Here is a 15,086-nt window from a genome sequence, read left to right on the forward strand (position 1 = left end):
GCTCACGGCTCGGTTCCTCGAATGTCGAGCGCGAGCGCATGAACCGGTCCGCGCAACTCGGCTTCGAGCAGTGCGTTCACCATGCGGTGCCGTTCGACGCGGCTCTTGCCGTTGAACGCTTCGGCTGCCACGACGACCCGGAAGTGCGTCTCGCCCCCTTCACGCGATCCCGAGTGACCGGCGTGAAGATGGGATTCATCCACCACATCCAGGATGGTGGGGCGCAGTGCGGCTTGAAGCCTCGTCGTGATGGTGTCTTTGACCGTCATGGCATCTCCTTTACGGAAAGGTGGAGGGGCGGATCGGCTGTCAAGCATCTTTTCGGACGACTTTTCTGGCCACGCCGCTTTGTTATGCGGCTCAACTCACCCATAATGACTTCGATATGAACCTCAACTCGCGTCTCTTCGATAGCATCAGGGTCAAACGATCATCCAAGGAGGAGGTCGCGCCAGCCCAGGTTCGCTGTTCTCATCCGGGCTGCACCAAGCTCGGGGAATTTCGTGCGCCTATGGGTCGGGATCGCGAGGGCCAGTTCTTCACCTTCTGCCTCGAACATGTGCGCGAGTACAACGCCACGTATAATTACTTCAATGGCATGAGCGACGATGCAGTGGCGAAATACCAAAAGGACGCGCTGGTCGGCCATCGTCCGACCTGGAACATGGGCGTCAATCGAAACGGCAAGGGCCATCGCGAGGATCGCGACCAGACCGAGGACGATCCGCTTGGCATGTTTCACGGCCGCCCTGGCGTCGGCGCCGCTCCTGTTCCGCGCCGTCCGCGTTACAGCGAGGCGACCCTGAAGGCGCTGGCCATGATGGATCTCGACGACACGGCCGATAGCGAGGCTGTAAAATCCCGCTACAAGGATCTGGTCAAAAGATTGCATCCGGATGCTAACGGTGGCGATCGGTCCAGCGAAGACAAATTGCGCGAAATCATTCGAGCTTATAAATTCCTGAAAACAGTCAAACTGGCTGCGACAGCGGCTAAATCCCCCCTGTAGCGATAGACGCGGAGTGTCCCCGTCAACCGATGGGTTGGCGGGCACGGAGGCATGATGGACAGAGTTGAGCAGCAGACCGGCGGAGTGCCGGATACGACGGTTTCGGTCAGAGAGGTCTTCGGCTTCGACTCCGGTATGCAGGTCCCGGCCTATTCCGTAATTGACGAACATGTGCCGGAGACAGACCCGGACTACATCTTCGACAAGGATACGACGCTGGCGATTCTGGCGGGCTTCGCGCGCAATCGCCGCGTGATGATCACGGGCTATCACGGCACCGGCAAATCGACCCATATCGAGCAGGTCGCGGCACGGCTCAAATGGCCGTGTGTCCGCATCAATCTCGACAGCCATGTCTCGCGCGTCGACCTCGTTGGCAAGGACGCGATCGTTTTGCAGGACGGCAAGCAGGTCACCGAGTTTCGCGACGGCATGCTGCCCTGGGCGTTGCAGCATAATGTCGCGCTGTGCTTTGACGAGTATGACGCTGGCCGTCCGGACGTGATGTTCGTCATCCAGCGCGTGCTCGAGTTGTCTGGCCGCCTGACGCTTCTCGATCAGAAGCGCGTCATCAAGCCTCACCCGGCGTTCCGCCTCTTCGCCACGGCCAACACGGTCGGACTCGGCGATACGTCCGGCCTGTATCACGGCACGCAGCAGATCAATCAGGGCCAGATGGATCGTTGGTCGATCGTCGCGACGCTTAACTACCTGCCGCATGACCGAGAGGTCGACATCGTGCAGGCCAAGTCGCCGCACTATAAGACGAAGGAGGGTCGCGACATCATCAATCGCATGGTCCGCGTCGCCGACCTGACCCGGAACGCCTTCACGGCCGGCGATCTATCGACCGTCATGAGCCCGCGGACAGTCATTACCTGGGCCGAGAATGCCGACATCTTTAACGATATCGGATTCGCGTTCCGGCTCACGTTCCTCAACAAATGCGACGAACTCGAACGCTCGCTGGTGGCCGAGTTCTACCAGCGCAGCTTCGGTAAGGAACTGCCCGAGAGCACCGTCAATGTGGCGCTGACCTGAGGGTCGCGCCCGGCGCGGTCGCCTGACCGCGCTCGACCCAGCAAGGAGTGGTGTCTCGATGAGCACCCCGACCAATCGAAAGACTGTCGGCCCCGCCGAGGCCCCGCAGGAACCGTTCAAGCGAGCGGTTGCTGCCTGTATGCGCGCCATGGCGCGCACGCCCGCGCTCGAAGTTACTTACGCGGCCGACAAGCCTGGCGTCATCGGGCATGGCGACAGCGCCAAGGCGCGCTTGCCCGAGCCGCCGCGCAAGCTGTCGCCCCGTGATGCCGCGATCGTGCGGGGCCATTCCGACTCGATGGCGCTGAAGCTGGCCTGTCACGATGTCGGGGTGCATCGGAAGCTTGCGCCCGACGCGCAAGCCGCGCGTGCCGTGTTCGATGCCGTCGAACAGGTCCGCGTCGAGGCGATCGGGTCGCGCCGCATGGAAGGTGTCGCTGCCAACCTGACCGCGATGCTGGAAGACCGTTATCATCGCGGCAATTATGCCGAAGTGAGTGACCGCGCGGATGCGCCGCTGGAAGACGCCGTCGCGCTCATCGCGCGTGAGCGTCTCACCGGGTTGAAGCCGCCCGCCGCGGGTCAAAAAATCGTCGATCTCTGGCGGCCCTGGATCGAGAACCGCGCCGGTGCCGAGCTCGATCAGTTGGGCACCTCGATCGAAGACCAGCGCGCTTTCGGGCGCGCCGTGCATAAGCTGCTCGCCTCGCTCGATATGGCTGATCCTTCGGCCTCGGACCGCGACGAGGACAACCAAGACGAGTCCGACGACACTCAAGCCGATAATCCGGAAAACCAGGACGGCGAGGGTGAGGAGAGCGACAGCGGCGAGACCATGGAGATGGATGCTGCCGATGCGGCGGCCGACGACATGGAAGACGGCGCCATGGACAGTGCCGATGCGCCGCTCGGCGAGACGCCTGAAGATTCCGACGACGGCGATTCGGACGAGGCCGCCGAAAGCCGGCAGCCACCGACAGGGCCGTTCGAGACCCGAGGTCCCGACTACAAGGCCTATACGCAAAAATATGACGAGACCGTACAGGCGGAAGACCTTTGCGAGCCCGAAGAACTCGCCCGCTTGCGGAGCTATCTCGACAAGCAGTTGAGCAACATGTCGAGCGTCGTGTCACGCCTCGCCAATCGGCTGCAACGTCGCTTGATGGCGCAACAGAACCGCTCGTGGGAGTTCGATCTCGAGGAAGGGATGCTCGACCCAGCTCGGCTCGTGCGCGTCGTCATCGATCCGCAACAGCCGTTGTCGTTCAAGCGCGAGAAGGACACCGATTTCCGCGACACCGTCGTGACGCTGCTGATGGATAATTCCGGTTCGATGCGCGGGCGCCCCATCACGGTGGCGGCAAGCTGCGCCGACATCCTGGCCCGGACTCTGGAGCGCTGCGGCGTCAAGGTCGAAATCCTTGGCTTTACGACCCGCGCCTGGAAGGGCGGACAGGCGCGCGAAACATGGTTGCAGGCCGGCAAGCCCGCGAGTCCGGGCCGCCTCAACGATTTGCGTCACATCATCTACAAGTCGGCCGATGCGCCTTGGCGCCGCGCTCGCAAGAACCTTGGGCTGATGATGCGCGAGGGGCTCCTCAAGGAGAATATCGACGGCGAGGCGCTCGATTGGGCCCATAAGCGCCTGCTTGGCCGTCCCGAGCAACGTCGCATCCTGATGATGATCTCGGATGGCGCCCCCGTCGATGATTCCACCCTGTCGGTCAATCCAGGCAATTATCTCGAACGGCACCTGCGCGCCGTGATCGAGGAAATCGAAATGCGCTCGCCAGTGGAATTGATCGCCATCGGCATCGGCCATGACGTGACGCGCTATTACCGACGCGCCGTCACGATTGTGGATGCCGAGGAGCTTGGCGGCGCCATGACCGAGAAGCTGGCCGAGTTGTTCAACGACAAACCTGGCAACAGCTCGCCCGGCCGAACGGGATCGCGCCGCGCCGCCTAATCAAGCCGCCCGTCACGGGTCGGTCATCCCGCCAGCCTATCGTCTCGGCCTAATCGTCGGACCAGGAGGCAGGTTTGGATCACGATCAAGAGAGCGGGTTATCCCGTCGCGATCTTCTGAAATCGGCAGCGCTCGGCGGGGTCGGTCTTGCGCTCGCCAGCGGCGACGCGCGAGCGGCAGCGACGGCGCAGGCCGATGGATCGAGCGCGACCGTTCGGGGCATCGTGTTCGAGGACACCGGGAGCACGGGCATCCGCCAAGCGGATAGCCGCGGCGTGGCCGGCGTGCTGGTGTCGAACGGACGCGAGGTCGTCAAAACGGATGCGGACGGGAGTTACACGCTGCCGCTTCGCGACGAGACCATCATCTTCGTGATCAAACCTGCCGGCTTCACGACGCCGGTCGAAGCCGACACGATGCTGCACCGGTTCTACCGCATCAACCAGCCGTCCGGCAGCCCAGCCGCGCTCAATCTGACGTTCGAGGGGATCGAACCGACTCCGCCGTTGCCCGTGTCGCTGGATTTTCCGCTCACGCGGCAGGACGAACCCGCTCAGTTCGAGGTCGTGTTGTTCACCGACCCGCAGCCGCAAACGCCGGCGGAAGTCGACTTCATCCGCGAAGACGTGGTCAATGCACTGCACGGCACGCCAGCCAAGTTCGGCATGACGCTCGGCGACATGATGTTCGACGATCTGTCGCTCTACGGTCGCTACAACGGCATTATCGCGACGCTTGGCCTGCCCTGGTATAATATCGGTGGCAACCACGACCTTAATTTCGAGGCGCCCAACCGACATTATTCGCGCGAGACGTTCAAACGCACGTTCGGGCCGCCCTATTACGCCTTCGCCTATGCGGATGCGGTCTTCATCATGCTGGATAACGTCGATTACCTCGGCACCGACCCGAAGCGCCCCGGCGGCGCGGGCAAATACGAGGGGCGCATCGATCCGGCCCAGATGGATTTCGTGCGCAACCTGCTGGCCGAAGTGCCGACCGACAAACTGCTGGTCGTGACGTTGCACATCCCGCTCCGCACCTATATCGACCCCGAAGATCCAGCCCAGAACCTGACCAACCGGGCGGAGTTCCTCAAGCTGTTCGAGGGGCGGCCGCATAGCGTGAGCTTCTCGGGCCACACCCACACGACCGAGCATCATTACCTCGATGCCGCCGACGGATGGACCGGCCCGCAGCCTCACCATCATCATGTGCTCACGGCGGTTTCGGGCTCCTGGTGGAGCGGCCCCTACGACCATCGCGGCGTCGCGGTGGCGGATAGCCGCGACGGAACGCCAAATGGCTTCCACATCCTCTCGATCGACGGCACCTCCTACACGACCCGCTACGTGCCCCTGAAGGAGCCGAACGGCCGCCAGATCCGCTTGTCGGTGCTCAGCCACCTGCATAGCGAGATGCGCCGCGACTATCGGCCGGGCGCTTTGATCGAGCCGCCGATCGCGCTGGCGGCGGTCCCGTCCACGACCCTTGTGGCCAACGTGTTCGATGGTGGACCGAAGACCACCGTGACGATGCGGATCGGGACCGCCGAGCCGATTTCGATGGTTCGGAAAGCCATCCCGGATCCCTTCGTGGAAGACGTTTTCGCCCGCAACGAGGCCGTCAAGAAAGCCTGGGTGAAAGCCGAAGTGTCGTCGCATATGTGGACCGTCCGCCTGCCGCCGACACTTGGCCCCGGGGTCCATCCCGTTCGCGTCGCGGCCACCGATCAATATGGCAGGGTGCACCACGCCACGCTGGCGCTCGAGATCGCCACCTGACACAACGCCGTCACGATCAGCGGAGAGTCGCACTCAGGCGCGATCCGGTCTTATAGTGACCGGGACGCGACACGAACGGGGAACGCGAATTATGGATTTCGATCTGGCTGCCGAGTTGAGACGCCCGATCTCCATCGTATTGGTGCTCGTTGCGCTCCTCGGCTGGATTGTTGCGATCTGGAGCTTTGTCAATGCAGGGTCGGACGCGTCCCAGGCGGCGGATCAGATCACGTCGCTTCGGCGCCAAAACGAGCAGGTCTCGAACGATCTGAAGGCGGAGCGCGCCGCCTCCGGCACCCTGGCCGATATCGAAGGCAAGCGTCTCGCGGCCCAAAGCAGCGTCGCTGTCGCCCAAAACGCAACGGCAGCCGCCTCGAAATCACGTGATGAAGCGCAGGCCCAGCTGAAAAGCACGCAGGACAACTTGCTGCAATTGAGCGCGCAACAGAGCGGGCTCGAGCAGACGCTGGCGCAGAGCAATGCCGACCTCGAGAAAGCCCACGCCGACCTCGAAGCCACGATGCGGAGTGATGCTCAAGTCAAGCTTGAGGCCGCGCAAGCCGAGACTGATTTGACGGCGTCTAAGAGCACGATGGCGACGCTCGATGAAAACCGGGTGGCGGCCCAAAAGGCGGTCGCCGACGCGGCGGCGGAGCGGGATCGGCTCAATCGCGAGATCGAGCCGGCGCGTCGCCAATTGGCTGATTTGACCCGTCAGGTCGCAGAAGCACAGAGCGCGCTCGATACGGCGAAGTCCGCGATTCCGCCGCTTGACGCTCAGCGCGCAAGCATTGAAAAGTCCATCACCGATGCTGCCGCGGCGCGCGACAAGGTGCAGGCCGAAACGGCATCGACGCAAGCTCTGCTGGCTCAGTCGCAGACGGATCTCTCGGCAATCCGCAAAGCCATTCCGGCCGCCCAGACGGATCGACAGGCCATCGACAAGGCCGTGTCCGATGCGACGGCCCAACGCGATACCCTGAAGGGCGTGATCGACGGACTGCAGCAGAAACTGACGGACGCGAGAGCCCGTTTGTCACAGACTGAGGCGCAGATGACCGCGCGGCAAGCCGCGCTGGCGGCTGTCGAGGCCGACCAGACGCGGGTCGCCAAGACGGTTGCGGATGCAGGTGCTCAACGCGACAGGCTGGCCAGCGAGGTGGCCGGGGCACAGACAAGTCTCACGGATCTCCAAGGCCGGATCGCCACGCTGGAGGCCGACGTCAAACGGCGCAACGATGAGCTTGCGGGATTGAAAACGTCGATCGAGCAGGCCCGTGCGACGCTGAAGACAATTCAGGACGAGATCGACCAAGCCAAGGCGGCAGCCGCACCAGCGCCGGCCCCGTCCTCGGGTTCGGCGCCGGATGCCGCAAAGGTTCCGTGACGGCAACGCGGCGTTAAGCCGACGCAGGCGCTGGCCTGGCCTGATCGCCTTGGGCCGGAGCTCTGGCGCATGATGGTGTTTTCCGGCCCGAGCGAGCCGCAGAACACGCCCCTCGGACGATGCTGCCTGTGGGACTATCGACCCGCCATCGAGGCGCCATCAACTCGGTCCTGCGCGCGGTTTCTTGAGACGGTGCGGCAGGACAGGCCGGTAAGCGCCTCACCTCGCGACGCGATCGTCGCTGGCGCTCCGCCCGCCCGTTGCAGCAACCCCTTCGCGTGATGCACGGCCCAGCCGAATAAATTCCATCAATCATCGTCCAGCTTTTAAGCGCGAGTTAACCAAACTCGGCCCCAATGTGCGTGCAGGGACATTGGATGGATCTTCCGTCCGACATCCGCTGCGACGCGCGCGGCTCCGGTACCACCCCCATGGGCGGTGACGAGACGCGCCGTGGAACCAGTCCAAGAGCGAGACGGATGACACACGCGGCCGTACACTCCGACGACGTCACGCCTTTTGTGAGCGGTCGCTTGCGTCGTCGGCATTCGCTTCTGCCGATCCTGTGTGGTGCTCTCGCGCTCGTATCCGGCGTGGCGGCGACCGGCGTCTTGATCGTGGCCATCCCGGCTCTGCCGCCCATCCATATTGCTGCGTCGACGCTCTCGATCGCGGTGCCCCGACCTATCACGAACGCGTCGCGCCCCGCAGCCGTCGAAACGGCCGCGATGCCTCCCGCTCCAGTTGCGCCCAGCCCGGCCGCGCATGATTATGCCGCGCTGCTCGACCCCTCCGCTTTGGCAGGTGCGTCGCCCAGCTCATTCGGGCAAAATCTGCCACTCGGCTCCACATTCGCGGCGCTCGTGCCGACCGCGGCGCTCCTGCCACCCGCGGCGCTCGTGCCGACCGGGTCGCCCGATCAAACATCGGCATCGGCATCGACCGCATCCCTCCCGCCCTCAGCCGATGGCGTCGGAGAACCTGAACAGACCGCGGTCTTGACGCTTCCCCCCTCGCCCACGCCGCCGCTGGTCGAAAGCCAAGCCCAGCCGATGGTGGCGGCGGCCGATCCCGTTCCACTGCCGGTTCCGCGTCCGTCGGAGTTGAGCGGCCATGATCGGCAAGCTCCCTACCGGACCCAGCCGCGTCAAATGGCGTCCCTCCAGCCGCATGCGAGCGCCGCACCCACCTCGACGCCCGATAATCGCTCCTTCCTCGAAAAGCTCTTCGATGCACCGGCGCCATCGTCAGGGCCGGCCCTCGGCTATGCGGCGTCGGAAGACGGTCTTTTCGGCAACCCACGGCGGCTCGCGGCCAACCCCACGATGGCGACCGACCGGGGAGTCGCGATCTATGATATTTCGGCCCACACGGTTTACATGCCCGACGGAAGCCAACTCGAGGCTCACTCGGGGCTCGGCGACCGGCTCGACAATCCGCGCCATGTCAGTGAGCGGATGCGCGGCCCGACGCCGCCGCAATCCTACGAGCTTCGCGAACGCGAAAGCCTGTTCCACGGTGTCCGCGCCTTGCGGCTGAACCCTGTCGGCGGCGGGGGAACCTTCGGCCGAACGGGGCTCCTGGCCCATACCTATATGCTCGGGCCGAATGGCGACTCGAACGGCTGCGTGTCGTTCAAAAACTATAACGCCTTCCTACAAGCCTATTTGAGCGGCCAAGTCAGGCGGCTGGTCGTCGTCGCCCGGTCGAGCTGAGGCTTGCCAGACTGCGACCCCGGACCGCGTCGACGGCCGTCCGGGGTTGGTTCGGTCCTATCGGTCGCCTGAGATCAGCCGACCTTGGGATGGCTGAGAAGATCGCGACGATGCGTCACGAGCCCGACGGTCGAGGGATCGAGCCCTTCGGTCGAGGCCGTGGCATCGGCCACGATCGGGCCGAGCTTGGACGCGAGTTCCTTGCCGAGCTCGACACCCCATTGATCGAAGGGGTTGGTGTCCCAAATCGCCGCCATCGTGAACACCCGATGCTCGTAGAGCGCGATCAACCGACCCAGCATGGCCGGGTCGAGCTTGCGATAAAGGAAGGTTGAGGACGGCCGATTGCCCGAGAACACCTTGTGGGGTGCGAGCTTTTCGACCGCAGCGGAGTCCATGCCGCTCTTGGCAAGTTGCGCTTTCACCTCGTCGATCGATCGGCCCTGCATCAAAGCCTGGCTTTGGGCGAAGCAATTGCTGAGCAGGATGTCGTGGTGATGCCGATCCGCATGGGTCGGCTCGGCAGCCGCCAGGAAGTCGATCGGCACGATCTCTGTGCCCTGATGGAGCAATTGGAAGAAGGCATGCTGACCATTGGTGCCGGGCTCGCCCCACACGACCGGGCCGGTCTGGTCCTGCACCGGCGTGCCGTCGAGATGCACCGACTTGCCGTTGCTCTCCATGTCGAGTTGCTGGAGATAGGCCGGAAACCGCCCGAGCCGCTGATCGTAGGGAATGACGGCCTGGGTCGAGAAGCCGAGCACGTTGCGATACCAGACGCCGATCAGACCCATGAGGGCCGGGATGTTCTGCTCCAGCGGCGCCTCGCGGAAATGCGTATCGACCTCGAAGCCGCCGCGCAGGAAGTCCTCGAATTGGGTCGGGCCGATCAGGATCACCAGCGCGAGACCGATGCTCGACCACATGGAGTAGCGTCCACCGACCCAATCCCAAAAGCCGAACACGCGCTCGGGCTTGATGCCGAATTTTTCCACAAGGTCGAGCTTGGTCGACACCGCCGCAAAATGATGCTCGACGGCCGCTTCGCCGAGCCCGTCCGCGATCCACTTCCGGGCCGTCTGGGCGTTGGTCATGGTCTCGAGGGTCGTGAACGTCTTCGATGACACGATGAACAGGGTCGTGGCGGGATCGAGATGCTGGATCGTATCGCCGATATCGGCGCCGTCGACGTTGGACACGAAGTGACAGGCGATCCGCGGCGTGCCGTAAGGCGCAAGAGCGCGCGCCGCCATGGCTGGCCCGAGGTCCGATCCGCCGATCCCGATATTGACCACGTCGGTGATCGGGCGCCCGGTCGCGCCCGGCATCGAACCATCACGGATCCCAGCCGCGAAAGCCGCGACCTTCTCGCGTTCGGCGATGACGTCCGGCATCACATCCTTGCCATCGACGATGACGGGCTGGCCCGAGAAGTTACGAAGGGCCGTATGCAAAGCCGGGCGGTGTTCGGTCGTGTTGTAGATCTCGCCCTTGAACATGCGCTCGCGCTTGCCCTCGAGATCTGCGCCGCGCGCCAGGGTGAACAGGGCCTGCAGAATGGCGTCATCGACGCGATGCTTCGAATAGTCGAACAGGAGATCGCCGAGGATGACGTGAAAGCGATCGAAGCGCTTCGGATCGGCCGCGAACATTTCACCGAGCGTCGCGGTCGGGTGGGTCGAGTGGACCTGTTTGAGGGCCGCGAGTCCGGCTCCGTTTTGATCTGTGGTCAAGGCAATCTCCTTCGAGGTTTCACGCAGCTAGCCAGCGGTCCATGACACCCATACGTCCGACCCATTGCGAAATCACGGGCGGAGGTCGATCGGGCGCAACTTTCGATGAACGGACGTTCCGCGCCTTGCCTCTTTGTGCGCCGCAGCAAAAACGTGGCGAGGCGATTGCGCGGCACCATATTAGCAGTTGGCGCGCGGCCCAGGCTGTGCCACCCGTTGCGCGCAGCTTTTGCACGTTTGTTGGAATTCCGCGACCCTCATGGCTCCTCCGCTTCTTACGCTTCAAAATATTCGATTGACCCTCGGCGGCAAGCCGCTTCTCGATGGGGCCGAATTTTCGGTCTCGCGCGGCGAACGCTTGTGTCTCGTCGGGCGCAATGGCTCCGGCAAGTCGACGTTCCTCAAGATCGCGGCGGGCTCGGGCGAGGCCGACAGCGGCACGCGGTTCATGCAGCCGGACGCCAGTCTGCGCTACCTGCCGCAAGAGCCGGACCTGTCGGGCTTCGATACCGTGTTGGCCTATGTCGAAGCCGGTCTGGGACCGCTCGACGACCCGTATCGCGCCATCACGCTGCTGAACGACCTTGGCCTGACCGGCAACGAGGACCCGCGTCATCTCTCGGGCGGCGAGGGCCGTCGCGCGGCATTGGCGCGTGTGCTGGCGCCCGAGCCTGACATCTTGCTGCTCGACGAGCCGACCAACCATCTCGACCTGCCGGCGATCGAGTGGCTCGAATCGGAACTGGCGAGCTTGCGCTCGGCATTGGTTCTGGTGAGCCATGATCGTCGCTTTCTCACGCGCCTGTCGCGCGCCACGTTGTGGCTCGATCGGGGCAAGACGCGGCGGATCGACCGGGGCTTCGGCGATTTCGAGGCTTGGCGCGATCAGGTGCTGGAAGAAGAAGAGCGCGACCGGCACAAGCTCGATCGCAAGATCGCCATGGAAGAGGATTGGGTCCGCTACGGCGTCACGGGCCGGCGTAAGCGCAACGTGCGGCGCATGGGTGCGCTGGCGGATCTTCGCAGCGAGAGACGCGACGAGCGCCGCACCGTCGGCGAGGTCAAGATCTCGGTGTCCGAGGCGAAGACCTCCGGCAAGCTTGTGATCGAAGCCGAAGAGGTATCGAAGGCCTTCGACGAGCGTGTGATCGTGCAGGATTTCTCGACCCGTGTGTTGCGGAACGACAGGCTTGGCGTCGTCGGCGCGAACGGCGCCGGCAAGTCGACGTTGCTGAAACTGATGACCGGGCTGCTCGAGCCCGATAGCGGCTGGGTGAAGATCGGGGCCAACGTCGCGCTCGCGACCCTCGACCAGGGTCGCACCAGCTTGTTGCCGACCACAACCTTGGCCGATGCGCTGACCGGCGGCGGGAGCGACAACGTCATCATCAATGGGCAGCCGAAACATGTGATCGGCTACATGAAAGACTTTCTGTTTGGTCCCGAACAGGCCCGGACCCCGGTCGGTCGCCTGTCGGGCGGTGAGCGCGGGCGATTGACCCTGGCGCGCGCTTTGGCTCTGCCCTCAAACCTTCTGGTGCTCGACGAACCGACCAACGATCTCGATCTCGAAACGCTCGATCTCCTGCAGGAAATGCTGGCCGATTACCCCGGCACCGTCATCGTCGTGAGCCATGATCGCGACTTTCTCGATCGCGTCGCGACCTCGGTCATGGTGTCAGAGGGCGAAGGTCGCTGGACCGAATATGCCGGCGGCTACTCCGACATGGTCGCCCAGCGCGGCGCGTCGCTGAGCGGCAAGCCGGTGGCGTCCAGCAAAGTCGATGGCAATGGCAAAGCCAAGACTGGAACCATCGCCGGTCCGAAGCGCAAGATGAGCTTCAAGGACAAACATGCCTTGGAGACCCTGCCGGGCCGCATGGAGGAGATGCGGCGCGCGGCCACGAAGATGAAGAATGTCCTTGCCGACCCGAAGCTTTACAGCCGCGATCCAGCGAGTTTCGCCAAAGCATCTGCGGCGCTGGCCAAGGCCGACAGCGATCTTGAAAAGGCCGAGACCCAGTGGATTGAACTCGAAATGCTCCGCGAGGCGAGCGAGGCGTGATGGAGCCACCAGCCCTTCGCTGCGGCATGTTTTCCGGCTAGGATTTGGCCGGTAGGATCACGGAACGTTTTCGGCCGGCGTGCCATTTTCAGCTCGAAGCGAAGAGGTCGAGACGATGTCGGATGTGGTGAAGACGAAGAAGTCGGGCCAGATCTCGGGATTGATCCTCGCGATCGCGGCCGGCATCGCCCTCGGTAAGATGGCGGGGCCGGTCGGTCGGCCGAAGCCGGTGGCCGGTCCTGAGCCGGAGATCGATCCGGTGGCCATGCCACAACTGGGGTCTGATACCCCGCTGGTTCCGACGGTCGTCTCGCATGCGGCGGTCGTCAACCCCAATCCGGTCGCGATCTCGCATCGTCCGGGTCTCGTCGGTGTCATGTGGTCGGTCGTGGACCGGATCGGCCGCGACAACGTCTCGATGGTCGCGGCAGGGGTCGCTTTCTATACGCTTCTCGCCATTTTCCCGGCTTTGGCAGCCATTGTATCGCTCTATGGCTTGTTTGGGGATCCGGCCGAGGTGTCCCGCCAAATCGCGCCATTTTCGGAAATTCTGCCCCGCGAGGCACTGACGCTGATCAACGACGGCCTCACATCCTTCGTGGCCAAGAAGTCCTCGCAGTTCAATATCGCGCTCGTGACGGGCGTGCTGCTGGCCCTGTGGAGCGCGCGCGCGGGTATGGCGTCCGTCATGACCGGGCTCAACATCGCCTATGAGGAGACGGAGCGGCGCTCGCTCGTCGTGCAGAACCTCGTCGCACTCGGCATGACGTTCGCCGCCATCCTGATCGCGATCGCGATCGTCTTTGCGATCGGGATCATCCCTGCGGCTCTCGCGCTGCTGCATGTGCCGACGCAATTGGCGACCACGATCGCGCTCGCCCGCTGGCCGCTGCTGGCCGTTATCATCCTGCTCGGCTTCGCGGTGCTCTACCGTTTCGCGCCATGCCGGCAGAAAGCGAAATGGGAATGGATCACCTGGGGCTCTGCCACCGCCACGGCCTTATGGCTCGGAGGCTCCTGGCTCTTCTCCTTCTATGTCGGGCATTTCGGCAGCTATGACGCGACCTATGGATCGCTCGGCGCCGTCGTCGTGCTGCTGCTTTGGTTCTGGGTCGCGGCGCTGGTGTTTCTCCTCGGCGCGGAGGTCGATGCCGAACTTCACGCGCGGGCGCGGGCAACGGGTTCACCGACCAAGGGCCTTCCGACAAGCCGATAGGATTCTCCATCGATGGCGGTTCATTTTAGTCTGGACGAAATGGCCGACCGGATGCGGCGCCTGCAAGCCGTCATGGCCGAGCGGCAGCTCGATGGCATGCTGCTGTTCGCGCAGGAGAGTATGTTCTGGCTGACCAGTTACGATACGTTCGGGTTCTGCTTCTTTCAGTGTCTTTACGTCGGGCAGGATGGCCGGACCGCCTTGCTGACCCGCTCGGCCGATCTCCGGCAGGCGCAGCATACGTCGATCATCAATGCCATCCGGATCTGGGTCGATGCGGCCGAGGCCAATCCTGCGCATGATCTCAGGGCCATGTTGGCCGACCTCGGCGTCGGGGGTCACCGTCTCGGCGTCGAGTACGATTCCTACGGCTTGACCTATGCGAATGGACAGCGGGTCGCATCCGCTCTCGAGAAATTCGTGACCCTCGTCGACGCGTCGTCGATCGTTCCGCGTCTGCGGGTTACAAAATCGGACGCTGAACTCGCCTTCGTGCGGGAAGCGGCCGGTTTGTCGGATGCGGCCGATCGCGCTGCCATCGACGCAACCCGCGCCGGCGCGGACGAGGGCGACATCCTGGCGGCACAGCAGAGTGCCATCTTCGCGGGCGGCGGTGATTACCCGGCCAACGAATTCATCATCGGGTCGGGCCGCGACGCGCTTCTGTGCCGTTACAAGTCCGGACGCCGACGGCTCGACGCGAACGACCAGATCACGCTGGAATTTGCCGGTGTTTTCCGCCACTACCATGCCGCTATCATGCGGACCCACGTGATCGGACGCGCTCGGGTGCAGCATGTCGCCTATCACGCGGCCGCTCGGGAAGCTCTGGCGGCCTGCGAGACCGAGCTTCGACCGGGTCGCACGGCGGGTGACGTCTATGCGGCGCATGCCCGTGTGTTCGACCAGCATGGATTGTCGCACCATCGGTTGAACGCCTGCGGTTATTCGCTCGGCGCCAAATTCACCCCGTCGTGGATGGACCCGCCGATGTTCTTCGCCAACAACGATTGGGTGCTGGCCCCGAACCAGGTGGTGTTCCTCCACATGATCCTGATGGATTCCGAGACCGACACCGCCATGTGCCTCGGCCGAACCTCGATCGTGACGTTAACCGGCCCACAGGTCATCAACGCCGCCAATCTGGACCTCGTGACGAAATAGCTT

Annotated in this window: 11 protein-coding genes; 9 read left to right on the plus strand and 2 right to left on the minus strand. The window is 63.7% G+C overall.

Annotation, left to right across the window (positions count from 1 at the left end; all coding sequences use genetic code 11):
* Nucleotides 1–2: 2 nt before the first annotated feature.
* Nucleotides 3–269: a BolA family protein gene (locus tag EY713_RS20415; protein ID WP_131118654.1), complete on the minus strand. Its 267-nt coding sequence runs from the start codon at nt 267–269 to the stop codon at nt 3–5.
* A gap of 116 nt (nt 270–385) precedes the next feature.
* Between EY713_RS20415 and EY713_RS20420 the strand changes: the two genes are divergently transcribed.
* The 6 genes from EY713_RS20420 to EY713_RS20445 all read left to right on the plus strand — a co-directional run bounded on the left by EY713_RS20420 (nt 386) and on the right by EY713_RS20445 (nt 8,905).
* Nucleotides 386–1,009, plus strand: coding sequence for a J domain-containing protein (locus EY713_RS20420; RefSeq protein WP_131118656.1), 624 nt, complete (start codon nt 386–388; stop codon nt 1,007–1,009).
* A gap of 54 nt (nt 1,010–1,063) precedes the next feature.
* Nucleotides 1,064–2,050, plus strand: coding sequence for a cobaltochelatase subunit CobS (cobS, locus tag EY713_RS20425; protein ID WP_131120025.1), 987 nt, complete (start codon nt 1,064–1,066; stop codon nt 2,048–2,050).
* Between the two features lie 58 nt (nt 2,051–2,108).
* Nucleotides 2,109–4,019 (plus strand): cobaltochelatase subunit CobT, encoded by a 1,911-nt coding sequence (gene cobT / locus EY713_RS20430; RefSeq protein ID WP_131118658.1) that lies wholly within the window; start codon nt 2,109–2,111, stop codon nt 4,017–4,019.
* A 74-nt stretch (nt 4,020–4,093) separates the two neighbouring features.
* Nucleotides 4,094–5,803, plus strand: a complete 1,710-nt coding sequence (locus tag EY713_RS20435; RefSeq protein ID WP_131118660.1) for a calcineurin-like phosphoesterase C-terminal domain-containing protein — start codon at nt 4,094–4,096, stop codon at nt 5,801–5,803.
* Complete coding sequence (locus EY713_RS20440) at nt 5,757–7,190, plus strand: coiled-coil domain-containing protein (RefSeq protein WP_131118662.1); 1,434 nt, start codon at nt 5,757–5,759, stop codon at nt 7,188–7,190. Before EY713_RS20435 ends, EY713_RS20440 begins: the two co-directional genes overlap by 47 nt.
* Nucleotides 7,191–7,669: 479 nt before the next feature.
* Nucleotides 7,670–8,905 carry a DUF2778 domain-containing protein gene (locus EY713_RS20445; RefSeq protein ID WP_245572814.1) on the plus strand — a complete coding sequence of 412 codons (1,236 nt, stop codon included), beginning with the start codon at nt 7,670–7,672 and terminating at the stop codon, nt 8,903–8,905.
* Nucleotides 8,906–8,979: 74 nt separating this feature from the next.
* Here EY713_RS20445 and pgi read toward each other — a convergent pair whose 3' ends face one another.
* Entirely contained in the window at nt 8,980–10,557 is a 1,578-nt protein-coding gene (gene pgi, locus EY713_RS20450) for a glucose-6-phosphate isomerase (RefSeq protein ID WP_245573043.1), read from the minus strand.
* Between the two features lie 340 nt (nt 10,558–10,897).
* On the opposite strand from pgi, the gene EY713_RS20455 reads away from it, so the two are divergent.
* The 3 genes from EY713_RS20455 to EY713_RS20465 all read left to right on the plus strand — a co-directional run bounded on the left by EY713_RS20455 (nt 10,898) and on the right by EY713_RS20465 (nt 15,083).
* Nucleotides 10,898–12,703, plus strand: a complete 1,806-nt coding sequence (locus EY713_RS20455; RefSeq protein WP_131118666.1) for an ABC-F family ATP-binding cassette domain-containing protein — start codon at nt 10,898–10,900, stop codon at nt 12,701–12,703.
* Between the two features lie 115 nt (nt 12,704–12,818).
* Nucleotides 12,819–13,919 carry a YihY/virulence factor BrkB family protein gene (locus EY713_RS20460; RefSeq protein ID WP_131118668.1) on the plus strand — a complete coding sequence of 367 codons (1,101 nt, stop codon included), beginning with the start codon at nt 12,819–12,821 and terminating at the stop codon, nt 13,917–13,919.
* Nucleotides 13,920–13,931: 12 nt separating this feature from the next.
* Entirely contained in the window at nt 13,932–15,083 is a 1,152-nt protein-coding gene (locus EY713_RS20465) for a M24 family metallopeptidase (RefSeq protein ID WP_131118670.1), read from the plus strand.
* The last annotated feature ends 3 nt before the right edge of the window (nt 15,084–15,086 follow it).

This window comes from Lichenihabitans psoromatis (assembly GCF_004323635.1).
Lineage (GTDB): Bacteria > Pseudomonadota > Alphaproteobacteria > Rhizobiales > Beijerinckiaceae > Lichenihabitans > Lichenihabitans psoromatis.